General features: G+C 43.7%; 27 protein-coding genes and 2 riboswitches. Of the genes, 8 read left to right on the top strand and 19 right to left on the bottom strand.

Annotated elements, in window-relative coordinates; all coding sequences use genetic code 11:
* Positions 1–168 precede the first annotated feature (168 nt).
* Positions 169–1026 (top strand): glutathione-dependent disulfide-bond oxidoreductase, encoded by an 858-nt coding sequence (yghU, locus tag L3V31_RS03355; RefSeq protein WP_237314714.1) that lies wholly within the window; start codon positions 169–171, stop codon positions 1024–1026.
* 558 nt (positions 1027–1584) lie between these two features.
* The gene (locus L3V31_RS03360; RefSeq protein ID WP_237314716.1) at positions 1585–1968 is read left to right on the top strand and encodes a GlyGly-CTERM sorting domain-containing protein; all 384 of its coding nucleotides are present in this window, start codon (positions 1585–1587) and stop codon (positions 1966–1968) included.
* Between the two features lie 54 nt (positions 1969–2022).
* Here L3V31_RS03360 and L3V31_RS03365 read toward each other — a convergent pair whose 3' ends face one another.
* The 5 genes from L3V31_RS03365 to L3V31_RS03385 form a co-directional block, all read right to left on the bottom strand.
* A complete protein-coding gene (locus L3V31_RS03365) occupies positions 2023–2496 on the bottom strand; it encodes a peroxiredoxin (protein WP_237314718.1) in 474 nt (157 codons plus the stop codon).
* A 174-nt stretch (positions 2497–2670) separates the two neighbouring features.
* Positions 2671–3684: an adenosine deaminase gene (locus L3V31_RS03370; RefSeq protein WP_237314720.1), complete on the bottom strand. Its 1014-nt coding sequence runs from the start codon at positions 3682–3684 to the stop codon at positions 2671–2673.
* A gap of 89 nt (positions 3685–3773) precedes the next feature.
* Positions 3774–3873, bottom strand: a riboswitch (purine riboswitch).
* Between the two features lie 182 nt (positions 3874–4055).
* A complete protein-coding gene (locus tag L3V31_RS03375; RefSeq protein ID WP_237314722.1) occupies positions 4056–4196 on the bottom strand; it encodes an adenosine deaminase in 141 nt (46 codons plus the stop codon).
* 50 nt (positions 4197–4246) lie between these two features.
* Entirely contained in the window at positions 4247–4456 is a 210-nt protein-coding gene (locus L3V31_RS03380; RefSeq protein WP_237314723.1) for a hypothetical protein, read from the bottom strand.
* Between the two features lie 239 nt (positions 4457–4695).
* A complete protein-coding gene (locus L3V31_RS03385; protein WP_237314724.1) occupies positions 4696–4905 on the bottom strand; it encodes a cold-shock protein in 210 nt (69 codons plus the stop codon).
* A gap of 446 nt (positions 4906–5351) precedes the next feature.
* Between L3V31_RS03385 and L3V31_RS03390 the strand changes: the two genes are divergently transcribed.
* On the top strand, positions 5352–6200 hold the full coding sequence (locus L3V31_RS03390) for a pirin family protein (protein ID WP_237314725.1): 849 nt from the start codon (positions 5352–5354) through the stop codon (positions 6198–6200).
* A gap of 151 nt (positions 6201–6351) precedes the next feature.
* On the opposite strand, the gene L3V31_RS03395 is transcribed toward L3V31_RS03390, so the two are convergent.
* The gene (locus L3V31_RS03395; RefSeq protein ID WP_237314726.1) at positions 6352–7200 is read right to left on the bottom strand and encodes a patatin family protein; all 849 of its coding nucleotides are present in this window, start codon (positions 7198–7200) and stop codon (positions 6352–6354) included.
* 185 nt (positions 7201–7385) lie between these two features.
* On the opposite strand from L3V31_RS03395, the gene dmeF reads away from it, so the two are divergent.
* Entirely contained in the window at positions 7386–8288 is a 903-nt protein-coding gene (dmeF, locus tag L3V31_RS03400; RefSeq protein WP_237314998.1) for a CDF family Co(II)/Ni(II) efflux transporter DmeF, read from the top strand.
* 3 nt (positions 8289–8291) lie between these two features.
* Positions 8292–8708, top strand: a complete 417-nt coding sequence (locus L3V31_RS03405; RefSeq protein WP_237314727.1) for a MarR family transcriptional regulator — start codon at positions 8292–8294, stop codon at positions 8706–8708.
* A gap of 511 nt (positions 8709–9219) precedes the next feature.
* On the opposite strand, the gene L3V31_RS03410 is transcribed toward L3V31_RS03405, so the two are convergent.
* The 12 genes from L3V31_RS03410 to L3V31_RS03465 all read right to left on the bottom strand — a co-directional run bounded on the left by L3V31_RS03410 (position 9220) and on the right by L3V31_RS03465 (position 20949).
* Positions 9220–9651, bottom strand: coding sequence for a YccF domain-containing protein (locus tag L3V31_RS03410; RefSeq protein ID WP_237314728.1), 432 nt, complete (start codon positions 9649–9651; stop codon positions 9220–9222).
* A 234-nt stretch (positions 9652–9885) separates the two neighbouring features.
* Positions 9886–10818 carry a Gfo/Idh/MocA family oxidoreductase gene (locus L3V31_RS03415; RefSeq protein ID WP_237314729.1) on the bottom strand — a complete coding sequence of 311 codons (933 nt, stop codon included), beginning with the start codon at positions 10816–10818 and terminating at the stop codon, positions 9886–9888.
* Between the two features lie 171 nt (positions 10819–10989).
* A complete protein-coding gene (locus L3V31_RS03420) occupies positions 10990–11295 on the bottom strand; it encodes an isoamylase early set domain-containing protein (protein WP_237314730.1) in 306 nt (101 codons plus the stop codon).
* Positions 11296–11455: 160 nt separating this feature from the next.
* On the bottom strand, positions 11456–11902 hold the full coding sequence (locus L3V31_RS03425; RefSeq protein WP_237314731.1) for a DUF3429 domain-containing protein: 447 nt from the start codon (positions 11900–11902) through the stop codon (positions 11456–11458).
* A gap of 10 nt (positions 11903–11912) precedes the next feature.
* A complete protein-coding gene (locus L3V31_RS03430; protein WP_237314732.1) occupies positions 11913–12458 on the bottom strand; it encodes a glutathione peroxidase in 546 nt (181 codons plus the stop codon).
* 103 nt (positions 12459–12561) lie between these two features.
* Positions 12562–13218, bottom strand: a complete 657-nt coding sequence (gene ribB / locus L3V31_RS03435; protein WP_237314733.1) for a 3,4-dihydroxy-2-butanone-4-phosphate synthase — start codon at positions 13216–13218, stop codon at positions 12562–12564.
* 114 nt (positions 13219–13332) lie between these two features.
* A riboswitch (FMN riboswitch) is annotated at positions 13333–13473 on the bottom strand.
* A 104-nt stretch (positions 13474–13577) separates the two neighbouring features.
* Complete coding sequence (locus L3V31_RS03440) at positions 13578–14195, bottom strand: triacylglycerol lipase (RefSeq protein WP_237314734.1); 618 nt, start codon at positions 14193–14195, stop codon at positions 13578–13580.
* 96 nt (positions 14196–14291) lie between these two features.
* Complete coding sequence (locus tag L3V31_RS03445; protein ID WP_237314735.1) at positions 14292–16154, bottom strand: MFS transporter; 1863 nt, start codon at positions 16152–16154, stop codon at positions 14292–14294.
* 148 nt (positions 16155–16302) lie between these two features.
* Positions 16303–17049, bottom strand: a complete 747-nt coding sequence (locus tag L3V31_RS03450) for a helix-turn-helix transcriptional regulator (RefSeq protein ID WP_237314736.1) — start codon at positions 17047–17049, stop codon at positions 16303–16305.
* A complete protein-coding gene (locus tag L3V31_RS03455; RefSeq protein WP_237314737.1) occupies positions 17050–17688 on the bottom strand; it encodes an HD domain-containing protein in 639 nt (212 codons plus the stop codon).
* Positions 17689–18130: 442 nt separating this feature from the next.
* Positions 18131–19477: a magnesium transporter gene (locus L3V31_RS03460; RefSeq protein WP_237314738.1), complete on the bottom strand. Its 1347-nt coding sequence runs from the start codon at positions 19475–19477 to the stop codon at positions 18131–18133.
* A gap of 149 nt (positions 19478–19626) precedes the next feature.
* Entirely contained in the window at positions 19627–20949 is a 1323-nt protein-coding gene (locus tag L3V31_RS03465) for an AarF/ABC1/UbiB kinase family protein (protein WP_237314739.1), read from the bottom strand.
* A gap of 237 nt (positions 20950–21186) precedes the next feature.
* On the opposite strand from L3V31_RS03465, the gene L3V31_RS03470 reads away from it, so the two are divergent.
* On the top strand, positions 21187–21363 hold the full coding sequence (locus L3V31_RS03470; RefSeq protein WP_237315009.1) for a hypothetical protein: 177 nt from the start codon (positions 21187–21189) through the stop codon (positions 21361–21363).
* A gap of 4 nt (positions 21364–21367) precedes the next feature.
* Here L3V31_RS03470 and yjeH read toward each other — a convergent pair whose 3' ends face one another.
* Positions 21368–22630 (bottom strand): L-methionine/branched-chain amino acid transporter, encoded by a 1263-nt coding sequence (gene yjeH, locus L3V31_RS03475; protein ID WP_237314740.1) that lies wholly within the window; start codon positions 22628–22630, stop codon positions 21368–21370.
* A gap of 179 nt (positions 22631–22809) precedes the next feature.
* Here yjeH and L3V31_RS03480 point away from each other — a divergent pair, with 179 nt between their 5' ends.
* A complete protein-coding gene (locus L3V31_RS03480) occupies positions 22810–23265 on the top strand; it encodes an Lrp/AsnC family transcriptional regulator (RefSeq protein WP_065297797.1) in 456 nt (151 codons plus the stop codon).
* Positions 23266–23307: 42 nt separating this feature from the next.
* The gene (locus L3V31_RS03485) at positions 23308–24222 is read left to right on the top strand and encodes a LysR family transcriptional regulator (protein ID WP_237314741.1); all 915 of its coding nucleotides are present in this window, start codon (positions 23308–23310) and stop codon (positions 24220–24222) included.
* Positions 24223–24233 lie beyond the last annotated feature (11 nt).

The raw sequence follows: 24233 nt of genomic DNA on the forward strand, positions 1-24233 counted from the left end.
AAAAAACCATAACCAAAGGTTCTAATCAAACTCGTCTTGAGGGCTTTAAATTTATGGTTGCGACCTAATATTCTGATTATAGCCAAATGAATTCAAGATACGGGATTGAGTGGCATGGCTACTGATCCTATCAGCCAAAGGCGCATTCAAACACGATAAGGAATAACAATGTCAAACGAGTACATACCACCAAAAGTTTGGACAAACGACAGTGAAAATGGCGGCCAATGGGCAAGCATCAACCGTCCGGACTCAGGCGCACGTCATGAACAAGAGTTACCAGTTGGTGAGCATCCATTCCAGTTGTATTCCATGGGAACACCAAACGGTCAAAAAGTCACCATTATGTTTGAAGAGCTCTTGGCTGCTGGTGTGAAAGAAGCGGAATACGACGCGCATTTGATTAAAATCGGTGATAGTGACCAGTTTGGTTCCGGGTTTGTCGCAGTAAACCCTAATTCAAAAATTCCTGCATTAGTCGATCGCTCAGGCGAAGAGCCGGTAAACGTTTTTGAATCTGGCAACATTCTTTTCTATTTAGCTGAAAAATTTGGCCTGTTCTTACCTAAAGAGGGAGCAAAGCGAGCGGAGGTGATGAACTGGTTGTTCTGGTTACAGGGTTCTGCGCCATATCTAGGCGGTGGGTTTGGCCACTTCTATGCGTACGCACCAGAGAAGTTTGAGTATCCGATCAACCGATTCACCATGGAAGCAAAACGTCAGCTGGATGTATTGGACAAGCGCTTAGCTAAGAATGAGTTTTTAGGTGGCGATGAATACAGTATCGCGGATATTGCCACTTGGCCATGGTATGGCAACCTTGTTTTGGGTCGAGCGTACGACGCGGCTGAGTTTTTAGATGTAAATAGCTACGAGCATGTGGTTCGTTGGGCAAAAGAGATTGATCAACGTGAAGCAGTAAAACGCGGTCGTATCGTAAACCGAACTTGGGGAGAAGAAGGTGAGTATCTTGAGGAGCGACATAGCGCTGAAGATATTGATAACGTGTTAAAACTAAAACCTTAGATTCAATCATACTATCCTGCGTACCATTCATTGGATTGGTGCGCAGTTTTCTATTCAGCTTTACTATTCCTCAAATATATAAATGTACCCATGCCTACTGTTATTACTTAACACGAAAAAGGATTAACAAACTTAATACTTTTTCGTTATTCGTATCAACACTGAAAATGACTTTGCTATTTTAAAGATAGTTTAAAAACATAAGCGTTATTAATGTCAGGTATAAATGAGGCTTATATTTCATCGTTATACAATTGATTTTGTTTTTAAAACGGTTAATTAATTGGTTTTCTTGGTTATCCTTATTTGTTTTCCCAGCAATATGATTGACCCTTAGCTAACAATATAAAATCAAAGAAACGCAATACTAGTGTCATTGGAAGTCATGTTTCGTTGATTTCCATTGCCCCCCTATTTTTCAGTTCTCCAGCATGAACTGTGTTGTTATGTCCGCACATGTGTTTTTAACCTGCCTGAGTGCGGACACTTTTTATCTTATCCCACGGTAATATTAATGGCTGCTAGTGCAGTTTCTAACGATTATCTCATCATTCTTTTTTGGTCAAAGTTATCTATCTCTCTGTAACCTTTCCAACTTGGTACACTAACGTTTCTTATTTCAAAGAGTGGATTGACTCATACACATACATTGCCAGTGAGCAACCGCCTGAGGCAGTAATTACTAAGCCTGACTTTCTGGTTATTCCAGAGGAAACTGAGGAAGGCGAAGATCCTGTGACTGAAGGTGAAGAGGGCGACTCAGTGACAGAGGAAGAAGAAGTGACAGATACTGAAGAGTGTAACGCCTATATTGATGGCCAATATGTTGTTTTTGGCTGTGAAGATGACGAAGACGACAGTAGTGGTGGTTCGTTGGGCTACATGTACTTGATGTTGATGCTACTTTTAGCAGCAGGCAGACGAAAAGTTATCTATCGTTAATACTAATAAAGTAAAAGAACGCCCCGAGTTAAGTCGGGGCGTTCTTTTTTTTAATTAAAGTGCTGCAAGAATTGTTTCTGCGTTGCTCACTTCAAACTTCTGTGGTTCTTCAACATTAAGTTTGGTCACGACACCATTATCAACAATCATCGCGTAACGTTGCGAGCGAATACCACCAAAACCGCCGGTATCCATTTCCAGACCAAGTGCTTTAGTGAAGCTAGCATCACCATCACCCAGCATCATAATCTCAGAGGCGTTTTGAGCCTCACCCCATGCGTGCATAACAAATGCGTCATTTGTTGCGATACATGCGATAAGATCAACGCCTTTTGCTTTTAGCTGATCAGCCAAAACAACATAGCCTGGCAAGTGCGCTTCTGAACAAGTCGGCGTGAACGCACCTGGAACAGCAAACAACACCACTTTCTTATTTGCAAATAGCTCATTCACGTCATGATTTACCATGCCATCGGCGGTTAGTTCACTGACAGTTGCAGAAGGTAGTGCTTGGCCTTGTTGAATCATAATTCTCTTCCTTTTGATATTCGTTATTTGTCTCAGTCAGTCTAGCGCTTAAGTGCAACATTAACCACAGAGGGTTTGTAAGGGTATACTCAAGTCACGCTAACATTCTGAAACTATTTGTAAAGTCATTTTAGTATACACGTCCGATTACGGCTGCCCCGGTTATTTCTACTTTTACAACGAAGAGTGACGTTCAACGTAGTTTTCAACTAAAGAACGATAATTAGCTTTCATTTCATCATCAATAAAGCTTGCTTCTATAGCGTTGAAAGTAAACTGTGCGATCTCATCATTGCTCATTGGATGTGCCTGACTTACGGCTAGGAAATTGTCGGTCATGTAGCCACCAAAGTAAGCAGGATCATCAGAGTTGATGGTGACGGCAACGCCTTGTCGAAGAAGATCGACAATATTGTGCTGCTTCATGTCATCAAAGACACACAGTTTAGTGTTCGAGAGTGGGCAGACTGTAAGGGGCATTTTGCTATCGATAAGCGAGGCAACCAACGCTTTATCCTCAACGCAGCGAACGCCATGATCGACGCGACTGACTTCCAGCATTTCAATTGCATCAGAGATATTTTGTGCCGGACCTTCTTCACCCGCGTGTGCAACTGTTAATAGACCCGCCGCTTTCGCTTGTTGGAACACGCGCTCAAATTTTGCTGGTGGGTGTCCTTTTTCAGACGAGTCTAAGCCGACACCAATAATTTTGTCGCGATGTTTAAGGATAGATTGGAGCGTTTCGATTGCGCTCTCTTCTGAAAGATGACGAAGGAAGCAGGCAATGATTTGAGAAGTAATGCCAAGTTGTTCCTGACCATCTTTTAAAGCGCGACTAATTCCATTAATCACTGTATCAAAATCAATGCCGCGATCGGTATGAGTTTGAGGATCAAAAAAGATTTCCGTATGAATAACGTTATCTGCTTTGCAGCGTTCTAAATACTCCCAGGTCAGATCATAAAAATCTTGCTCTGTACGCAAAGCGTTTGCGCCCTGGTAGTAAAGGTCGAGGAAAGACTGTAAATCGTCGAACTGGTATGCTTCGCGTAATTCACTAGGGGTCGAGTATGGGATTTCAATATTGTTGCGTTTAGCAAGCTTGAAGAGCAACTCCGGCTCAAGTGAACCTTCGATATGTAAGTGTAACTCTACTTTTGGAAGACCTTGAATAAATGCGTTCATATTCCACCTTTTGTGTATTGTGGATGCAGTTACTCTAAGAATAGGTATTGATAGAAATAAGTCGAACGCTATTACAAAGAGTAAGATACATCGTGATCTCAACTCTTCGTAATCAGCACTTTGCGGGAGCTGGTAGAGACCCCCAAACCATATCATTGGGGTTATACGAAGCAAACGGTTGCGATTATACGCAAAATTATCAATTTGACTAGAAGTTTATTGGTGTTACTGAACGAGTGAAATAATCGAAGGGTGGCCAGTAGAGGCTGTATAGAAGTGGGGTTGGATGGAAGAGGCACTATTCATGTGAGTGAAAGGCAGGTGGCGTTACCTTACACTTAACATGAAAAAAAGAAGGTGATGTCACTCTTTTAGAGATCAAATAATTTATCAAACTCTCTTTGTTCCATAATGTCTTCAATACGACGTCGAGTTTTCTGCTTAATCGCTGCATTATTTTGCTCAGATTCTTTCTTTTCTTTTTCTAGTTTTTTGTTACTTTTCTTAGCCATAAAAAGGCCTCCAACTTGAAGATGAATACTATCAATGCCTGAAAAATGTCTTATTTGACAATAAAACTTCCTATCTTTGAACCTTCATCACACAGAATTGTACCTTCACCATCTTTTTCATCATATTGAAAGTCAATAAAAACACTGCTGGCTTGAAGTTTTGGTAATACATGTCGCATTAATATATCGCTGTTAAGTTGATGTATTCTGGCATTCCAAGTGGTTTGTGGTTGTTTTAAATTAAACTCAATTTCTAACATTTATTCTCCTGTTTCTTTATCGTTTTGTCTTTGTTAAGTAGTTGATACCAATGCTTTTGACGGCTAGTTCTTCTAGAGGACATATTACTTTCCTTTTATTAATAAAATATAAAATCGCACTGCCAAATTTATTTTAGACAGCACTAAGCTAAGCCATTAATAGGCTAAAAATTAAAGTGGGATGTTTGAAGGGGAGAAGTTTGGTGCAGCATGAATATGCTACACCAAGAAAAGCAGTCTTATAGAGGAGTAACTTCAGTCGCTTGAGGACCTTTGTTACCTTGCTCTACGTTAAAGCTTACTTTCTGACCTTCAGTCAAAGTTTTGAAACCGTCAGAAACAATAGCGTTGAAATGTACGAATACATCTTGGCCACCGTTATCTTGAGATAGGAAACCGAAACCTTTAGTTTCGTTAAACCATTTTACTGAACCAGTTACTTTAGACATAAAAATACCTTTGAAATAAACATTTTAATTACGAATGATTTTGTGGATCTTTTTTAAGCTATTGAATGTTCAATCAAGAGGAAGTTGTACGCAGGTGTCTGAATGGGTGATTCAAGATTTTACTGAGAAGGAACTTAAACTAAATGTTGCATTAACAGCTCTTCTTTAAGAGCCAACGCCCACTATACACCGAGTTTAGAAAATAGCCACATTTATTTTCGGTTGGTATTGGCTAATGCTCTAATAGTGGGGGTGCGGGAGTTTGCCTCTATCATTTCAGCACGAAAGCCTGTAGAGGGCATGTTGTTATTCGAAAAAATTGAACAAATAGCTCAACTGCATGTGGTCATGATTATTTTCCTTCAACCTACAATAACAGCATACCGATAGCCAAGTAATGCGAGCTTGATAGATAAAAGTGAGCAAGGCTTTTGAGGAGAAAGGTGATGAGTAAGACAAGAGAAGTCCGCCAGTTAATTCCTTCCCAGCCTACTGCTGATGGTGATGGCGTTAAAATCCGCCGAGTTGCTGGATTCAATAATGCCAGTTTTTCACCATTTTTGATGGTAGATGAGTTGAAATCTGATAACCGTGCTGACTATATCGGTGGTTTCCCTCCACATCCACATCGTGGCATTGAAACCCTGACTTATATGTTGAAAGGGCACTTTCAGCATCGTGACCACATGAATAATGTTGGTGAACTGCGTTCGGGTGGTGCTCAGTGGATGGCCGCAGGTCGTGGTGTCATTCATAGCGAAATGCCAATTATGCAAGATGGCGAGCTACATGGTTTTCAGATATGGATTAATCAGCCAGCAAAAAATAAAATGCAGCCAGCTCAGTACCATGACTTTCAGCCTGAAACAATCACGGAAGTAGAAAGCAAAGACGTCGGTCTGGTTCGTATCATTGCTGGGGAACTGAACATAAATGGAAACCGTACAGTAGGTCCGTTGACGAAAACGGGTGTTGATGTAACGGTTGCTGATTGGCGACCACATGCAGGCGCAACGCTCCAGCTTGTCACCGAGCCGAACCACAACATGATGGTTTATATCTATCAAGGCAACGTTGAGACTCAACAGCGAGTGATCAAACAAGGTGAGATGGCGCTCTTGTCTCAAGGAGAGTGGGTTGAGCTGACGGCAAATGACGCAAGTGGAGTACTACTTTTCATTGGCGAGCCGATTAACGAGCCTGTGGTTCACTATGGTCCCTTTGTAATGAACAGCATTGAAGAAATCGAACAAGCGATTCAAGACTACAATGCGGGACTATTTGAAACTTATTAGTCTTTTGGCGCTCAGCCGGGGGGAACGAGAATAGGAAAATTTGAGCCTGATTGTTGGGCTTACTGAAAAGCAAATACGATAATCCACTGCCATCGAATTTGTATGAGCCACGCCTTAGGGTGTGGCTTTTTTCTTTACAAAACCGACAACCTCAAATCCTCTCCCAGCGCATAATGGCTTCTTTCCCTGCCTCTAAACCGAGCTCATACGCTGCACGTAATGGTTCCTGAGAACGGCTCAAGCGCTTAAGTTTAAAGGTTTCGGGCGGACAAATCTGTACAACCTCTATTCCCTTTGGTGGATTCTCTATAAGTGTTAGGGTTTGATTATAGCGAATATCACGAGTCAACATCGGCTCAATCAATGCAGGTGTATCTTTCAACATTCGTTTGGTTGCAGCGCCAAACTTTGATTTTGATTTTCGGTAGCTTGCGGGACGACTGCGCAATACCATGATTTTGGTTGCACCTCGTTTAATCGCTTCTGCAATTGGAATCGCATCAGAGACGCCACCATCAACATATCGTGTTCCATTGAGTAATACGCCGTTACGATAAAGGATGGGTAGTGCACTACTGGCTTTCATCGTTTCTGCCAGTGTATCCACGTCGGGAGTCAGATATTCTGCTTTACCCGTGTCCTGACGAGTGACGCCTAAGAAGAAAGGTCGTCGATCTGCAGCCAGAATTGCTTTGTCGATACCCAGCTCTTCGAGTGTGAGCTTCCACATCCAATCGAGATCCATCATATTACCGCCAAGAACCAGGCGACTCGGGTTAATAAATTCTTTACGAAGACTGTAATCGAGATAGATTTTCAGGTTTCTTCCCGGCATGTTTGCTAGGTAGGCCGCTAAGTTACTTGCGCCAGCTGACACTCCCCAAAAGCTGTCAAATGGCGAGAAATTTTGTTCTAAAAAGTGGTCGAGTATGCCGCAAGAAAAGACGCCCCGCATAGCGCCTCCTTCCACAATCAATGCGCGAGTACCTACTTGTTCCATCGGTATTTTCCATCACGTTTGGGTCAGATTGGATGACCACTAGCTTAACGCAAGGAGGGATATAACCAAAGCATAACCAGGCAACAGTTTACGCTACCCGTTGACAATGTTTGATAGTCAAACTAAATTCATATCAAGTATTTTGATCATCAAACAAATGAGCATTCAGGATGAAAGGTCACGCAATGACAGCCTCGCAGCATTCACATGACTTTGTGTCACATAATCATAAAGGTGAAAGACGAACGTTTTACGTACTTCTTCTCACGCTGATCACTATGATAGTAGAGATTAGTGCTGGTACGTTGTTTGGCTCTATGGCGTTACTGGCTGATGGCTGGCATATGGGTACCCATGCCGCGGCATTTTGTATCACTTTGTTTGCCTATCGTTACGCTAAGCAGCACGCGAACAGTGAACGATTTTCTTTTGGTACCGGTAAAGTCAGTGTATTAGGCGGGTTCACTAGCGCAATAGCACTTGGCATCGTAGCATTGATGATGATGGTCGAGTCTGTACATCGGTTATTCAACCCAGAAACGATTCGGTTTAACGAAGCGATAATGGTGGCGGTCATTGGTTTGGTGGTGAACTTGGCGAGTATGTTGCTGTTAAAGGATCACCACCATCACGGACATGATCATCATCATCATGGTAACCATCATGAACATCATCATGATCATAACTTAGCGGCGGCGTATTTCCATGTTCTTGCGGACACGTTAACGTCGCTGCTTGCGATTATCGCACTCATCATCGGTAAGTTTTATGGTTGGGTTTGGTTAGATGCGATTATGGGTATCGTCGGTGCTCTGGTCATTGGTAAATGGACACTTGGTTTAATTCGGCAAACTGCTCCGGTTTTATTAGATGAAAGTATTGATGAGCAATATCGACAAGATATTCGTGCCGAGTTAGCCCCTTATGCTGATGTTGTGGATCTTCATGTGTGGAAAGTGAGTGGACACCATTATTCAGCGGCTATCGCGATAAAGAATCGGAGTGGTAAATCACTTGGCGAATTTAAACAAATGTTGAGTAAGTTTGATAAAATTCATCACCTTACTCTCGAATTGCAAAATGACTAAACGATGAGCGAATTAGAAAGATTGAATCAAATCTTGACCGAGTTCTACGATAAAATGTCATCGTGGGAGCAGTCAGTTGTCAAAGAAACGGGTTATTCACTGGCTCAGGTCCACACTATTGAAGTACTTGGTGGGCATGGTGCTTTACGCATGAAAGAGCTGGCAGAAAAACTAGGTATCACAACAGGAACTTTAACGGTTCAGGTTGATAAACTAGTCAATGCGAATTTGATTGAACGTTGCCCACATCCCGAAGATCGTCGTGCTATAGTGGTTAAATTGACGCCAGAAGGTGAGATTATCCATCGACACCATAATCAGTTGCATCTGGATTTAGTTCGTGACTTGACCCGACACATCGAGCCCGAACAACAAGCCATTTTTCTCACATGTCTGGAAAGAATGAACCGCGAGTTCTAACCTGTCTAACTGCCTATTTATCCATAAAGCAGAATGCTCATTGGCCTCTGCTTTGGTTTATCCGGTCCGCGAGTAACTCTTCTGTTGGTGTATTGAGCCATTATTTTTGTCGACTCCCCGTTCAAAACTTGGTTTCTAAGGCATTCTCTTTGCTGACTTTGATCGAAACTAACACTGTAAATCTCATTATTGCTGCCAAAATCTCCGCGATCTAGGTGGATCTTGACTATGCTTATAGTTCGGCTTGCAGAAAATAAACAGGGAAGGTAGGCGGCAAAACCATAGGTTCGACTCGACATTTAACAACCGTTTCGTGAATAGTAACATTGTTAGATGCCTTTGATTTATATAATAAAAAATACAAAGTCAGTAGTGGTCTAGGTATTAATTTACAATATTAGGCGACGCTATGAACATACAATCAACCATAATCGAGTACGCTATAGCAATCATCGGCTTACTTTTGACCGGGGTTACCCTCTGAGAGTCATCTCCCAGAGGATGGCAAGTTTTATCGATTAATATTGAAGCGTGCCATCGCAGCTTCTTCTTTCGATACGACAGTTTTACCAATAGGCGCAAGGGAAATAACCGCCAGTTTCAGGTGCTGAAGTGCAAACGGAATACCGATAATGGTAACGAAGCACGCAACAGCGGAAATGACATGACCGATTGCCAGCCAGATACCTGCAAACACAAACCACACTATGTTGCCAATAACGCCAAGTGGACTGGTGCCTATGTCCATCTCGTTGGTCAGTTCATCACGCGAAATGGCTTCTTTTCCGAATGGGAAAAATGAAAAGTTACCCATGACGAAACAGGCGCGTCCCCACGGGATACCGATAATGCTGATAAAGGCCAGGATGCCGAAAAACCACCATAGCAGTCCCATAAACACGCCACCCAACACAAACCAGATGATGTTGCCAAGAGTTCTCATTCTATTTCCTATTTCTAATCGTCGATTTTAAATCGAGTTCATGCCACCGATGTAAAGTGACGTCATTGAATCCAATTTGGACTTGATTATAAGTATGTCACAGGAATCTTAACAGAGTATGAATAACATTAATCTGAGCTGAGGTTTGGAAGTAACTAGTTGTAAGGCGAGAAGAATATCCACGCACACTATGCTTAGTGTAGCAAATGAACGTGGATACCATATTGACGGTGTTTAACGTAAAACGGTTTTCTCAATTTGTTGGCAAATGGCTTCCGCAAATTGGTGGCTGGCGATATTGCGTTCGGCAACCGCATTATCCAGCTTTCCGTTTTCTATGACGGCAAACCAATCTAATAGCATGGCATGAAAGCCTTTACTGGTCAGCATTGGCGTCCAATCTTTTAAGCTTAATTTTTGCTCTTTGTTTTCGTGCCAAAGTTTGCCCTCTACAAATGAGTCGAACTCGACGGCTCGGTTAGCGTAACAAGCCTGTACTCGTTCGGTTGTGATGCCAAAATGGCGATTCATACAAGCGTGCAGAAGTGTCTCACCATGTTGCCATTGCACATCCAGTCTGGCCAATTGAGCTCCATCAAATTGATGTGTGACGTAAACGTCGTGTAGGTTGGTTTTGGCCACAATGTTGACACTATCTAACGGATGAATGAAATCATCAAAAATAAAAGTACGAATGTCACCCGGCAAGTTATGTCGATTCTTTTCCCAGCGAAGCGACTTCAATCCAGTGAGTTCTCCCTGTTGTACTCCGTGCATGTGTTGATTGTAGAGCGGTATATGGCGGCGATTGAAGCCAACATAAAGAGGCTGAGTAGTCTGAGCGGAAATCTCATACAGCTTTTCGACCTCTGCGGCGTTGTCAGCCAGAGGCTTATCTACAAAGGTTGGGATACCTTGCTTTAAAAAGTATTCAGCGATTTGAAAGTGGACGCTAGTAGCGGCGTGTATCATGACGGCATCGACGCCGAAGTTCATAAGCTGCTGATAGTCCTGACAGGTTTCTGCGATTCGGTACTGTTGAGCCAGAGCGCTCAGAGTTCTGGTATTTCTGGTACAAAAAACTAAATCAATATTGGGGATCTGAGTGATAACCGGAAGGTAAGCTTTTTGCGCAATATCTCCTAAGCCAATGATACCAATTTTCATCTGGGTTCTTCTCTTTTATCTGACTAGCAGCCGAGTATAACAAGGACAAGAGAGAATATGCTGAAGTCTAATGCTATAAAAAAGCCTGACTCACAATTTGTCGTCAGGCTTAAGGTTTTAGCTTAATTACCAAGCTGTAATGACTGAGCTCTTAGGCATCTGGCGCTAGCGTTAAGCGATCTGCTCGCTGGTGCAAACGACGCTGTTATCACTGCCAAAACCATTCGGAACATAGGCATCGGCTTGAGGGTCGTTTTCCCATTCAGCTTCATTCAGCAGGTATCGGAATTGAATGTTTTGTTGCTTTGGTAAGCGAGTTTTAAACTTAAACTGGCCGCTGCTTTTAACCAATTTCATTGGTTCTGGCTGCCAGTTGTTAAAGTCTCCCGCAATTTTTACCGACTCACGCTGTTCTTTATCAAGCTCAAAGGTGACTTCGACTTCATCTTTGGTTTTAAAAAATCTTTTTTTAAGCATTAATCTTTCCTTGTTTGTACAAAAACTATTCTAACTATTACTAAGGATTAATACTGAATTCAAGTTTTATCAGCTACACGACGGTAAAAAAAGGAAAATAATCATGCGGATGAGCCGCGAATGAGCAAGTTTCGACCTCCCATTGTTTGATTTTCTTAAATCAAGCAAACAGCACGATGCCATGCATCAGAAGCACTCCGCAGGTGAGTGTTCCACGCATTCCTTGATAACCTTTTGGGTCAATCTCTTTCTCTACCTTCCGAATCAACTTTTCAGAGTACCAAACGGCAATGTAACCTGCGGCTAAAAGCAGGGTGGCAATAATGTAATGAGTGTGTCCCTGTAGAAGGGCGCCCCACGCGAGCAAAACAAACAGGTTACTCAGAACCAAAATATTGCGACTCAAGCGGTGGTAGTAATGGTCGATGCCGTTACCCCATAACACACCAGACAAGAAGCTTAAGATAACCGCACTGTAGGCAATAAAGAATTCATGACCACTTAAATTAAGCAAAGTGGTGTCAGTGATAATCAGCAGCAAACTAAATAAAAAAGGGATAAGTCCTAAATAGCCCAGCCGCAACATGGTAGAACGTGTAGTTGTCATGATTGCTGCCCTACAATTGTTTTTCAATCATATTAGTAAGCGTAGTACTTGTAGGAGAGATCGAACTTGGGAATGTTGCAATGACTTTGCCATCTTTACTGATCAGAAACTTGTAAAAGTTCCACCTTGGTGTGATACCTGCTTGCTGGCTGATCTCGCTAAATACCGGATTCGCATCGATTCCCATCACTGAGCTTCGTGCCATCATCGGAAAGGTAACCCCATAATCGAGATAGCAAATTTTTGCGGAATTCGCTTCACTGCCCTTATCTTGGTTAAAGTCATTGCTTGGAAAACCAATCACCGCGAAATTTTTATCTTTATACGTTTGGTAAAGGGATTCCAACTGTTCGAACTGCGGCGTAAATCCACATTGGCTGGCTGTGTTTACGACAAGCAATGTCTTACCTTTAAAGTGCTCACATAAATCAATTTCATCAGTGGAGTTGAGCAACCTTTGTTTGCCTTGAAGAATATCCGGGCAGCTTGAAGCAAAAGCAGTGGAACTCAGACTGAATAGCGCTAGTAAGACAAGGTTTTTTATTCTTGTTGTCATGATTCGATTTCCTTCTTCACTTAGTATAGTGTTACTCAGCAGGTTCAAGATCGATCAAAAAAGCCGCGCAACTGCACGGCTCGGAACAAGTCTGGAAGGTGTGTTACGCCAACTTCAATTCAAACTGATTGCGATAAGCGACCATATCTTCAATTGTGAGAACTGGCATGTTGTGAAGACGCCCAAATGCAACGAGCTCTGGTGTTTTCGCCATCGTACCATCCGGATTGGTCACTTCGCACAATACGCCTGCAGGCTGTAGCCCTGCCATTTGCATTAGATCAATCGTGCCTTCGGTATGCCCGCGGCGAGTCATTACGCCACCTGGGCGAGCGCGCAAAGGAAAGACGTGGCCCGGACGTGCAAGATCTTCAGGCTTCGCGTGTGGATTTGCCGCCGTTTTGATCGTGGTAACACGGTCTGCCGCAGAGACACCTGTCGTTACGCCTACTTTCGCTTCAATAGAAACGGTAAATGCGGTTTGGTTTGCGCTGTTGTTGTCGACAACCATTGGTGGCAGCTCTAGCTTGTCTGCTTGAGCGTCCGTCAGACACAGACACACGATACCACTGCACTCACGGATCATAAGTGCCATTTGTTCGTTAGTCAGGTGTTCTACTGAATAGATGATGTCGCCTTCATTTTCACGGTCTTCATCATCAAGTAAAAGTACACCTCGGCCTTCCTGCAGTGCGGTAAGTGCGTTTTCAACACGAGTAATTGGGTCGCCGAATTCGGCAAGTAGCGATGACTGATTCATGGTTAACTCCTAAATATGACCAGAATCAGGGCGGTATGAGAGCTCGCTGTAAAATGCGATCAAAAAGAAGTGCACCAGTTCTTCTCAACGTATTGAGTAAGCGTACTGGTGTATTCTTATTCTCTTTCATCCGGACTATAACCGTCGGCTCTGGCATCTCACCAGATCTGCTGACCTCGACGAATCGAGCGCTCGCGGGCTGACTCAAAAGAGTATACCGCCGGTGGGGAATTTCGCCCCGCCCTGAGAACAATTAAAATTATGCCAAGTCTATTGTTTTAACTAAGACTGACAATGGGATAGTACTGATTTACCAATACCTTGGGAAGCAGATTACGTTTTTATTGCATAAAAATGTGCTACCGACGAAAAAAGTCGGTGCGAATAAAGTGATCAATCTGCTCAGGAACGAAGGTATTGTAGATTAGGCTGGTATGCGTCTGTTTGGCCTGAATATGATCTTGCATCCCTTCTAAGCGGGTTTCGTCTACGGTCACGGTGCCGTCAGACATTGTATTATCATCGCGAATAAGCAAAGAACGAGCCCCGACAGGGAGTGTACCTGCGATACTTCCAAGTTTCTGAGGAAAGTCCCAGACGTCGTCATGTTTGTTTAAACCGTGATGAGGCGAGTTACCCAAAAGTGCGCCCAAGCCAAGGTCTTGGATTCGGGAAACGATCGACGCTCCTTTTAGAGGTGATCCAATAGCGATAACGTGAGAAATCAAGCTGGTGGTTGGTTTTCTATTTGCCAAATAACGCTTAATCATCAAGCCACCTAAGCTATGCCCAACCAGTACATTGGTCGTCAGTGGATTGAGTGCATGGTCGATAGAATTAAACAGTGCATCTTCATTAATCGATACGGTGTTGTAACTCAGCACTTGAGTCTCGTAACCCAACTTACGCAGTTTTTGGCTAAGAGGCTGCATCACCAGCCCATGCATATAAAGACCATGTAGTATGATGATTTTCATAATATCTCCAATGACGACTCTGCATATTGACTGCCTAGAGTTAGGACTTCTGCAAGAACACTATGCTTTAGGTATCCTACTCTAAATTAGGTGCCACTACTTCTGATTTATCAGCAATTCCTGAACTTCTTGCTGTAACCTATGGCGATCTAAACGATCAGGGTTGATTACTTGACCAATTATGACTTCAATTTTGGACCAAAAACGTCTTGGTCTTTTGGTCAGTGCGTGTCCGCCTTTATGGCTGAAAAATGAACCCCATAGGCCTTTCAACGCCATTGGTATCACTGGCACCGGAGTACGCTGGAGGATTGTTTCCACACCAGGTCTAAACTCACCGAGTTCCCCATTTGAAGTCAGCCGACCTTCCGGGAAGATACAGACCACCTCTTGGTTATTTAATGCTTGCTCGATTTGTGCAAAGGCTTGCTTGTAGGTTTCTGCACACTTACGAGGAGAGCAAATGGGAATAACGCCTGCGTGGCGGAACACATATTTAAGAACAGGCATCTCACTGATGGATTTATCCATAACAAAACGCACAGGCCGAGTTGAGGTTCCCATCAGAATAAGCGCATCCACATAACTGACATGATTGGCGACGATCAATGCCGCTCCTTTTTCTGGGATATACTTGCGCCCCTCCACGGAAACGCGGTACATACAATGGCTAATTAAATAGCTGATAAAGCGCTGGGTAAATTCAGGAACTTGGCGATATACATAGATAGCAACCAAGAAATTCCCAATCGCCATGATAGCGAACAGCTCCACAACAGAGAGCTCTAATATACTGAGCACAAATATCGATACCAATGCGGACACCACCATGAATAGGGCATTCATAATGTTGTTCGCGGCGATGGACCGTGCACATTCGCCTTGCGTAGAGCGAGACTGAATGAATGAGTAGAGTGGCACAATAAACACTCCACCACTGACTCCGACAAAAAATAAATCAATCATTACTCGAAAGTGTTTAGGCTCTGAAATGAAACTTTCTACAGCGTAGTATTGGGTCGGAAGTTGGCTGTATGACGGTACTGCCCATAATAAATCGAGGCCAAACAAAGTTAACCCCAGAATTCCGAATGGCAGAATGCCAAGCTCAACATGATCAAAAGAGAGCTTTTCGCACAACCAAGATCCCGTGGCGATGCCAATCGAAAATAGCGCCAGTAACAAAGAAACGACGGTACTATCAGCAAAGAGGTGCTCGCGAGCGAAGTTTGGAAATTGTGTAAGATAGGTCGCACCCATAAACCAAAACCAACTTATCGCCAGAATCGACATCCATACCCCACGCTGTTTTTGAGCGACGTTTAGGGTCTTTTTGAGGCCAGAAATTGGCTCGAATTTTACTTTTTGATTGGAGTGACTTGGCAAAGCGGGAATATTCACACTACTAATGAACCCCATTATCGAAAGGAATAAAACAAGGCACGAGGCGATAAATGTACCGTTGGGAATCGCGAGTAAAAGTCCTGCCGTTAACGTGCCAATCAGAATGGATAAAAAAGTCCCCATTTCAACCCAAGCATTGCCTTTGACAAGTTCATTGGCTTTTAAGGCTTGAGGCAGTAAAGCGTATTTCACCGGACCGAAGTAGGCAGATTGTGTTCCGGTTAAAAATAACAACACTAACATCAAGAGTGCATTTTCGGTCATGATGGCGGAGGCAGCACAGATCATGATCAGCAATTCGATAAGCTTTAGGCGGCGCATCAACTTGGCTTTATCCATATTATCCGCGACAGCACCAGCATGCGCCGAAAATAAAAAGAAGGGCAAGATAAACAGACCAGCAGCGAGATTGACAAACAGATTCACTGAGACAGGTAATGAATCAATCAGACTGTAGGTGACCATTAATAAAAGAACATTTTTGTAAACGTTATCATTCAATGCCCCAAGGCACTGTGTGACGAAAAATGGGAAAAAGCGTTTAGAGAAAAACATGCTGGCTCCATATGCACATTGTTAAATTAGATGGATGCACTTTATGTATTCCCTACAGATAAGCCAGTGATTTAGGTGTAGTAACGTATTGTGTTACCTTAAGTTGCTATTTACGTAACCCCACTAACTAAGGTTGCCAATTTTATTACTATTGATTCGGAGTGCGTTCCCAGGGTTTAAAAAGAGGAAACGTCCAGCGACGCATGGCGATAACTAGAGAGGTACCGTGCTTTTCATTCATCTCTAATGAATTGTCACTCTGACAAGCCAGATAAAACTCATCGATCACTTTTTGTAGCTTCTGCTGAAGTTTTTTGTTGGTCGGTATACTCATTAACCCAGTTGCCATTGCCAGCTTCTCGCCCTCGGCGGAAAAGTAACTTTTGAAAAAGGCTTCTTGAACTTGTTGTTGAAAGAAGCGCTGGATCGGACCACCTATTTGCCAGTTAAACGTCGGGGAAATACGTAAACGTATTTTGTTGCCAGGAAGTAAGTCGATAATCTCAAGCCGATCGAGTAGGGCAAGCTTCTGTACTAGCTCTGGCTCACTGAATGTATATTGTTCAATGATTTGCTCAAATTGATAGCCATTCACAACACATATAACAACCAGCAGTAATGCTTTATCTTCAACGAGTTGCTTTTCTTGCTCCAGAGTGAGTGATTCCAGTCCTTTATTGTGTGAAGCAGCGAGCTTAAACAGCTCGGCCATGTCTAACCCAATCAGTTGGCAAATACGTTCAAGACGCTCGAGACTAATGTGATGCCCTTCAGCAAGCAGTCTTTTTACGCTTCCTTCGCTTAACTCTAAATGCTGTGCAACGTCTACATAGTGCAAACCAGAGAGCTTCAATTGACGTTTCAGCTCCTTAATCAGGGCATAACTTTCTGACATTTACTCTGCGACCTCTTCGCGTAACTGGCCTAAATAGCTTTGCATAAATGCTTTGCGCCTTTTGGCTTCCTGTTTGGCAGAGTGGGTATTCATCGTATCGACGATTCTAAATAATTTGGTCTGAAAATGATCGAGGGTAAATTGTTGGTCATCCAGGGCACGTTCTTCAGCAAACATGTCTTGGTGATCGTACAGCTTAGCATCGAACTGAGTACTAACCTGAATACAGCGCGTTACGCCGATCGCACCGAGTGCATCTAGACGATCAGCATCCTGCACGATCTTGGCTTCGAGTGTGTTGGGACGAATGTTAGCGCTGAAACTGTGTGCTTCTATCGCGTGAGCAATGTCGTCGTGGAAATGACGTGGGTAGTCGATACTTTCCAAAAATGCGATGGCCTTTTTAGCCGCAATCGCGGAGCTTTGCTTACGGTTAGGATGATCTTTTGGGTAAGTAAAGCAGTCATGCAAGTAGGCAGCTGGCAATACGACTTCCAATTGAGCACCCTCTTGCTCAGCGAGCTTTTTAGCCGTTTTGGCGACACGTTTTACGTGGCTGAGATCGTGAGCTGCATCGATTTGCATCTCTTGCTGCATGAATTCTAAGAATAGGGGTTCAGCTTGGCTTAATGAGGTCATGGGTAATACTTCATACTTGGGGATGAGGAAATTATGCCCAACCCAATAACGAATTTCCAAACGCGATGAATTTAATGAGACTTATGACCAAATAACGAACATGTCACTTTGTCCGTTTTGTCGCTGTATGAAACGGTGAAATCAGAGGGCAATTAGATTTAGAGAAGACAGACAAAAAAAGAGCCAACCGCAAACAGTGCGATTGGCTTATATATATGAACAAAGTTGAGTTCACTAACAACGTCAGTTGGCTAGGTGACCCTCGGCTTAAGAAGGGTCACTTTAAACAATGCATCTAGCGTGCCAACTTTTAAAGTCACTAAAAAGCGTGGTTTCTGTGAGTGACGTTGCCTAAACTTCGATAATATTCGCAATTTGCAACTGCGATATGCAATTTTTCCTTACTATGCTAATGATTGATTAATAAATTAGTAGTATTTACCTACAACAATACGAGGCTAGCGGTTCCTAAAAAGGCGAAAAAACCAACAACGTCTGTCACGGTTGTCAAAATCACTGAACCCGCGAGCGCTGGGTCTAATTCTAACTTGTCCAAGATTATTGGAATTAACACACCAAACAGAGCAGCGGTGATGATATTGACTACGATAGCCAGAGCAATGGTTCCGCCAAGAATCGCTGATTGGAACCACAATCCTGCCAGAGCGCCAATGATTACTGCCCACGCAATACCGTTCAGTGAGCCAATACCTAACTCGTTTTTTAGTAGCTTAAAGCGGTTTCCGGGCGTGATCTGATTCAGTGCCATCGCCCGAACCATTAGCGTAAGCGTCTGGCTACCTGCGATGCCACCCATTGATGCCACTATTGGCATTAATACCGCCAGAGCAACCACTTGGGCAATCACGTCTTCAAAAAGACCAATAGTGACGGAGGCTAATATGGCAGTCATTAAGTTAATCCCTAACCATACGCCACGCTTTTGAGAGCTTTTAATGACCGGGGCAAATAAGTCATCCCCTTCGTTCATACCGGTACCCGCCATCAATCGAGCTTCGTAGATTTCACGCTGAGTACTCAGTGCAAATTGCCAGTCAACTTCGCCGATTAACGTTTGATCGGCATCGGTTACTGGTAAAGCGGAAAGGGTACTGTGCTCCAGAGCCTCAACAGCCTCAGGTAGAGACATTTTACTATCGAGGACAGTAACCGCTTCTACCGAAAGGCTTTTCAAGCGTACATCGGAGTCACTACGCAAAATTTCGAAATAGTTAACCGTGCCACGAAACTGTTTATTACGGTTAATCAAATAGACCTGCTGGGGCATGTCGTAGCTGTAACGATCCATCAGTTGCTTGGCAGTACCAACCGTAATGTTAAAAGGTAAGGTAACGATTTTTCGATCTGCCCAACGGCCAATCTCTTCATCTTCATAAGCATTGGCTTGATCGTAAAGTTCTAACTCGTCTTTCTCGATTAATGCCAGTGCTTCATTAATGATTTCTTCTGGCAGTGAGTCTGCCCACTCGATCAGAGAAAGGTTGTCTAGCTTGGCGAGCGTGAGTTTAAGTTCGACTTCTGATAGTGCGTTGATGATCGAAAAGCGCACGTCAGCACGCATTTCAGTCAGCACATCAATATGTAATTCTAGCGGTAATGCTCTCCATAACCGAACACGATCATTGATGGTGAAAGCTTCGAGAATCAGGGCGATGGAACCGGGGTCTAAACCCTCTTCGATTGACGCATTGAGTGTTGCGACTTGATCCGCTTCTTCAGCTTGCCCAATTTGTTGTATGAGAATGGAGAGATCTTGAAACTTGCTCACCGAGCACCCCGATAGTTTGTTCGTTTAAAGAATAGAGATAGTGTTCGAACCTATACCAATAACAATAACAATAGCGAAGAATCGCGCTAAAAGTTCGAGCCCAAACATAGTTAAGTTAAAGTACGCGAAAGTAACAGAAAAACAATAGGCTACTCGACTTTGATATTGAGATACGGCTTTACTAATTTACGAATGTTCACTTTAGCGTCAATTCGCGCCGCAAGTAGATACATACCGGCGATTTTTCGATGAAGGAAGATGGCATCTGCTGGTGGCGTGTGCCAGTAATCCTGCTCCATGCTGAGTATCTTACCTGCGTCACGTAACCTCTGAGCAAGGCCGCTGGCTTTAAAGTCATAGTCTTGATCAACTAACATTGGTTCGCATGCCATCTTGACCAATTCCCAAATTGCCTTTCGCTGTTCTGGCAGGATGTCTTGACTGAAAAAGCCAATCTTCTCTAGGGCTTCGTTCAGGCTTTGTTCGTCATGGTTAATAACCGCGGAGAATGCCTGACGATATCCAGAACTGAATCTTTCACTGTATTCGCGGGTAGCACCAAAATCTAACAGACCAATCTGCTTGGTTTGTTCAAGGTATAAATAGTTGGCAAAGTTTGGATCGGTCTGAACCATTTTGAACTCAAATAGCTCGCGGAAAAGCAGTTCGAGCAAGTGGTGCATGACGGTATCACGGGTATTTTGGTCTGAGTTTACGATGGTATCCACTGGGATCCCTTCGATATATTCCATGGCTAATACCGATTGTGAAGAGCTCTCTAAGTGAACTTTCGGTATGATAAAACAAGGATTTTCTTTTAAAGCATCGAAATAACGCATCGCAAATTGCGCTTCACGATCATAATCGGCTTCATCGTGAAGTTGTTTTTTCGCTTCCTCTAGTAGTCCTTTATAGTCCACGGACTCAGGTATCAGACCCACAACTCTAAGCAGCGTGCCAACGTTGTCGACGTCACTGTTAATACTTTTACGAATGCCGGGGTATTGGACTTTCACCGCAAGCTTGTCGCCCTCATCACTGTATGCCTGATGCACTTGTCCTATGGAAGCGCTGGCAATAGGCTTAAAGTTGAACGCCAGAAATTCTGATTTCCAATTCGGACCGAGCGCGTTTTCCATGACGCCGTTTAACTGCTTGGCTGGCATCGGGTCGGCTTTAGAGCGGAGCCTTGCGAGGATGTCTGCTAATTCAGGCTCGAGGATATCTCCCGCATCCATCGACAACATTTGTCCGAGTTTCATCGCCGCACCACGCAAATGAGCAAGCTGATCGGTCAGTCTGGTGATGTTTTGAGGTGTCAACAGGAGGTCTTTCGCTTTAGGTTTGTTGCCCTTCGCGAGCTGTTTAGTTCCTTCAGCAAGCACATTTCCGGCTACTCTTGTGGCAAGAGAAGCAAATTTACCGAATCTGGAGATGCGATGTGTAGGTAAGTTTTTTTCCTTGTCTGACATTGAGAGCCTCCCGTTAGCTACACCCAAACCTCTAATGAATAGCGCCTTTAGCTTTTAACCTTTTGTTATACGGGAAAACTGTACGATTGGATACATTTGAAAACAAAACCGCTGGTAGTGCCAGCGGTCGAGGGGGCTCTGTTTATATTAACAGTATGCTCATTGCTAGTTCGCGGTTTCATCTCTATGCCAACGACTTGAACAAGCACTGCTGTAATCCGGCGCAGCGATGTCGCCGTGCAGGTTCTGGCTCGCTTTGAGAGGACCAACGGCGGCATCGTATTACGTCCACTAAGTTACTATGAACACCCAAGCTACCAATATCGTGATTGGAATGGTGTCGTGCTCGGTTATGGTAACGTTGCTTTAAAAGATATTGATCCTCTCATACAACGCTTATCTGAGCTGTTTTAAGGCTTTATTCAATGACCTTTGAACCGCGTTTTGGTCTTAGTTGCTTCCACGGCAGTGAGAGCAGTCCAAAAACCGTGAGAGCGTACAACATGGACCAACCCAAGCAGATAAATACGCCAGTGCAGAGGATAAGAGAAATTCCAGCCAGAGCTTTACCAGCGCCTTGCAACAGTTTGTATGCTGCGAGCATAGCAAGCAGATAAACCAATACAAAAATGCTGTTAGCGAGTTTAAGGAAAAACTCTAAATCAAGTTGAGAGAGTGTACCTGCCACACAGGACACTAATAGGACGAAGCCAACCAGCAATGTCGCAGAGGAAGGAACGCCTCGATGTGAGACTTTCGCCAGTTTGCTGTCTGGACGATGTTCACGAGCTTGGCTCCACACCATTCGGGACAAGCTTTGAGTGTATAAATTCACACTGGCAAAACAAGCAGAAAATCCGATCACACTGATGATCCATTTGGCACCGTCTCCGAGCAGTTGTGCGCTTAGCCAAGGGATAGATGCATTATCAAATTGTGGGGTGCCATAAGCGCCAAACTTTAATATCACTACTGAACACGCCCAATAGGTCGCTCCTGCGACGAAGCACCCGACAATGATCGCGATAGGAAAGTCGCGTTGTGGGTTCTTAAACTCTTCACCCATGTGCGCAAATGCTTCTATACCTACAAAGCACCAGAACATAACAGCAAGCGCAGCCGTAATCGGCCAAATCGAGTCTGTTGTGACGGCCGGCATGGTTAGATCAACACTGCTGATTTCTCCTTTCCATAGAAATGCACCGACCAGTGCGAACACGCTCAAAGCAATAACGGTTTGTAAGCGACCTGAGGATTTCGTACCTAACAAATTCACAAAGACAAGAAGTAGCACCGTGAGTACTTGTGCAAACAAATTGTTGTTTATTGGAGCTGGTAACAGCTGTTGAAGAAATCCAGCCGCCAGAGCGATAGCTGCGGGTACGCCAACGGGAATGACGCTAACAAAAAGCCAGGCAACGCTACTTTCCAGTTTAGCGTTAAACGCTTTACGGACGAAAAATGCGGTGCCGCCAGCGTTGGGATACCGTTTACCTAGTTGGGCAAAAGTCAAAGCAATAGGACAGATCGCAATAAACAGCAGTATCCATGCCCAGAGTGAAAAGTGACCTGCAATACCTGCCGCAATCGCAGGTATCATAAACAGACCCGTTCCCATCAATGTGGTGGAAAGTTGGGCGATTCCGGATAGGAGTGAAATGTCTTTTTTGAGCTGTTCCATGCTTGTCTCTGACGGTGTCGAACTAAGTGAAGTCTAAGAATAAATGAGTTCTTAAATACAAAATGCGTTACTGCACCGCCAATATGACGGTTGTTTCAAATAATTCCAACAAAATGTTGGTTTCTTATGCATTTAAAATCGTTATAAAATGAAGAAAATAAGGAAGAAGCGGTAAGTTTATGGACAAGTTTGATCACAAGATCATTGATATCCTCCGGCACAATGCTCGGCTGTCAGTCACTGAAATCGCAGAAAAAGTGAACCTCTCTCGGTCAGCAGTGACAGCTCGAATTCGTAAGCTCGAAAATGACAAAGTTATCTTGGGTTATCATGCAGAAATAGCTTCAAGTGAAGGGGATTCTATTTGTGCCTACTTTGCTCTGAAGTTCGATACCTCCACCTCAACGTACTACTGCGAATCTTACGCGAATGAATTGTATAAGATTGATGGGGTGAAATGGTGTCATGCCATTAGCGGAGAAACCGATATGATGGTCTTTGTCGAGGTACCCAACATGAACCGCCTGAATGAGGTCAGAGACCAAATTCAACGTTTTCCTGAGCTTCGCCATCTCATGACACATACAGTGCTAACCGAGTTTTTTAATACCACTGGTAATAAGTTCGTAAAGTAATTGGAAAAACTGGTCATTAAATACCATTCAAATGGATAAAGAATGTTAAACCACATCAATTTAAATCTGCTGAGATCCTTACATGTACTACTCGAAGAGTGCCATGTAAGCCGTACTGCTGAGCGGCTGCACATCACGCAGTCTGCGGTGAGTCGTCAGTTGGCACAACTCCGAGAGTTATGTGGTGATCCTCTTCTTATTCGCCAGGGTAATCAACTGATTGCTACCCCGCGAGCATTAGCACTAAAAGAAAAACTGGATGCACTACTCGCGGAATTTGATCACCTTTTGGATGACAAACCATTTGAGCCTCAAGACTGGCAGGGAGAGCTCGTTATTGCGTCAAGTGATTACGTCGCACAATATGTTCTTCCAGATATCGCTTCACACCTTAGTGAACTTGCACCGCAACTTGATATGGCTTATCGGCTTTGGCAGCCAGATTTCTTAGACAAACTGCATGAACTTGGCATACATATCGCTTCTTCTATGTATCCAGACAAACCAGAAGGTGTATCGAGCATCAACATCGGCTCGGATAATTCGGTTTGTCTGATGAAAGGTTCACATCCACTGGCTAAGTGTAAAAATATCACGGCGAAGCAACTCGTCAGTTATTCGCATATTCAGGTAACGGGAGGTGGTGATAAGGACTCCAGTACCGACCTTGCATTAAAAGAGATGGGTCTGCAGCGTCATATTGCCTTCAAAGTGCCATTCTTCTCGGCAGCGGTAAACAGACTGGTGACGAGTGATCATCTTATGGTTGTGCCGGAACACATCGCTCTGAATCTCGCTAAGCACTGGAATTTAATAAATAAGCCGCTGCCCATTGAGACCCAGACACATCAATATTGGTTGATGTGGCACCCTAAATACGATACCGATCCTGCTCATCGCTGGGTTAGAGAGCAAATTCGTACAGTGATGAAGCTATCGGAATACTCCATTCATTAAGCTATGATTTA

Origin of the sequence: Vibrio sp. J1-1 (assembly GCF_021728395.1) — a bacterium.
In the GTDB taxonomy this organism is placed as follows: Bacteria; Pseudomonadota; Gammaproteobacteria; order Enterobacterales; family Vibrionaceae; genus Vibrio.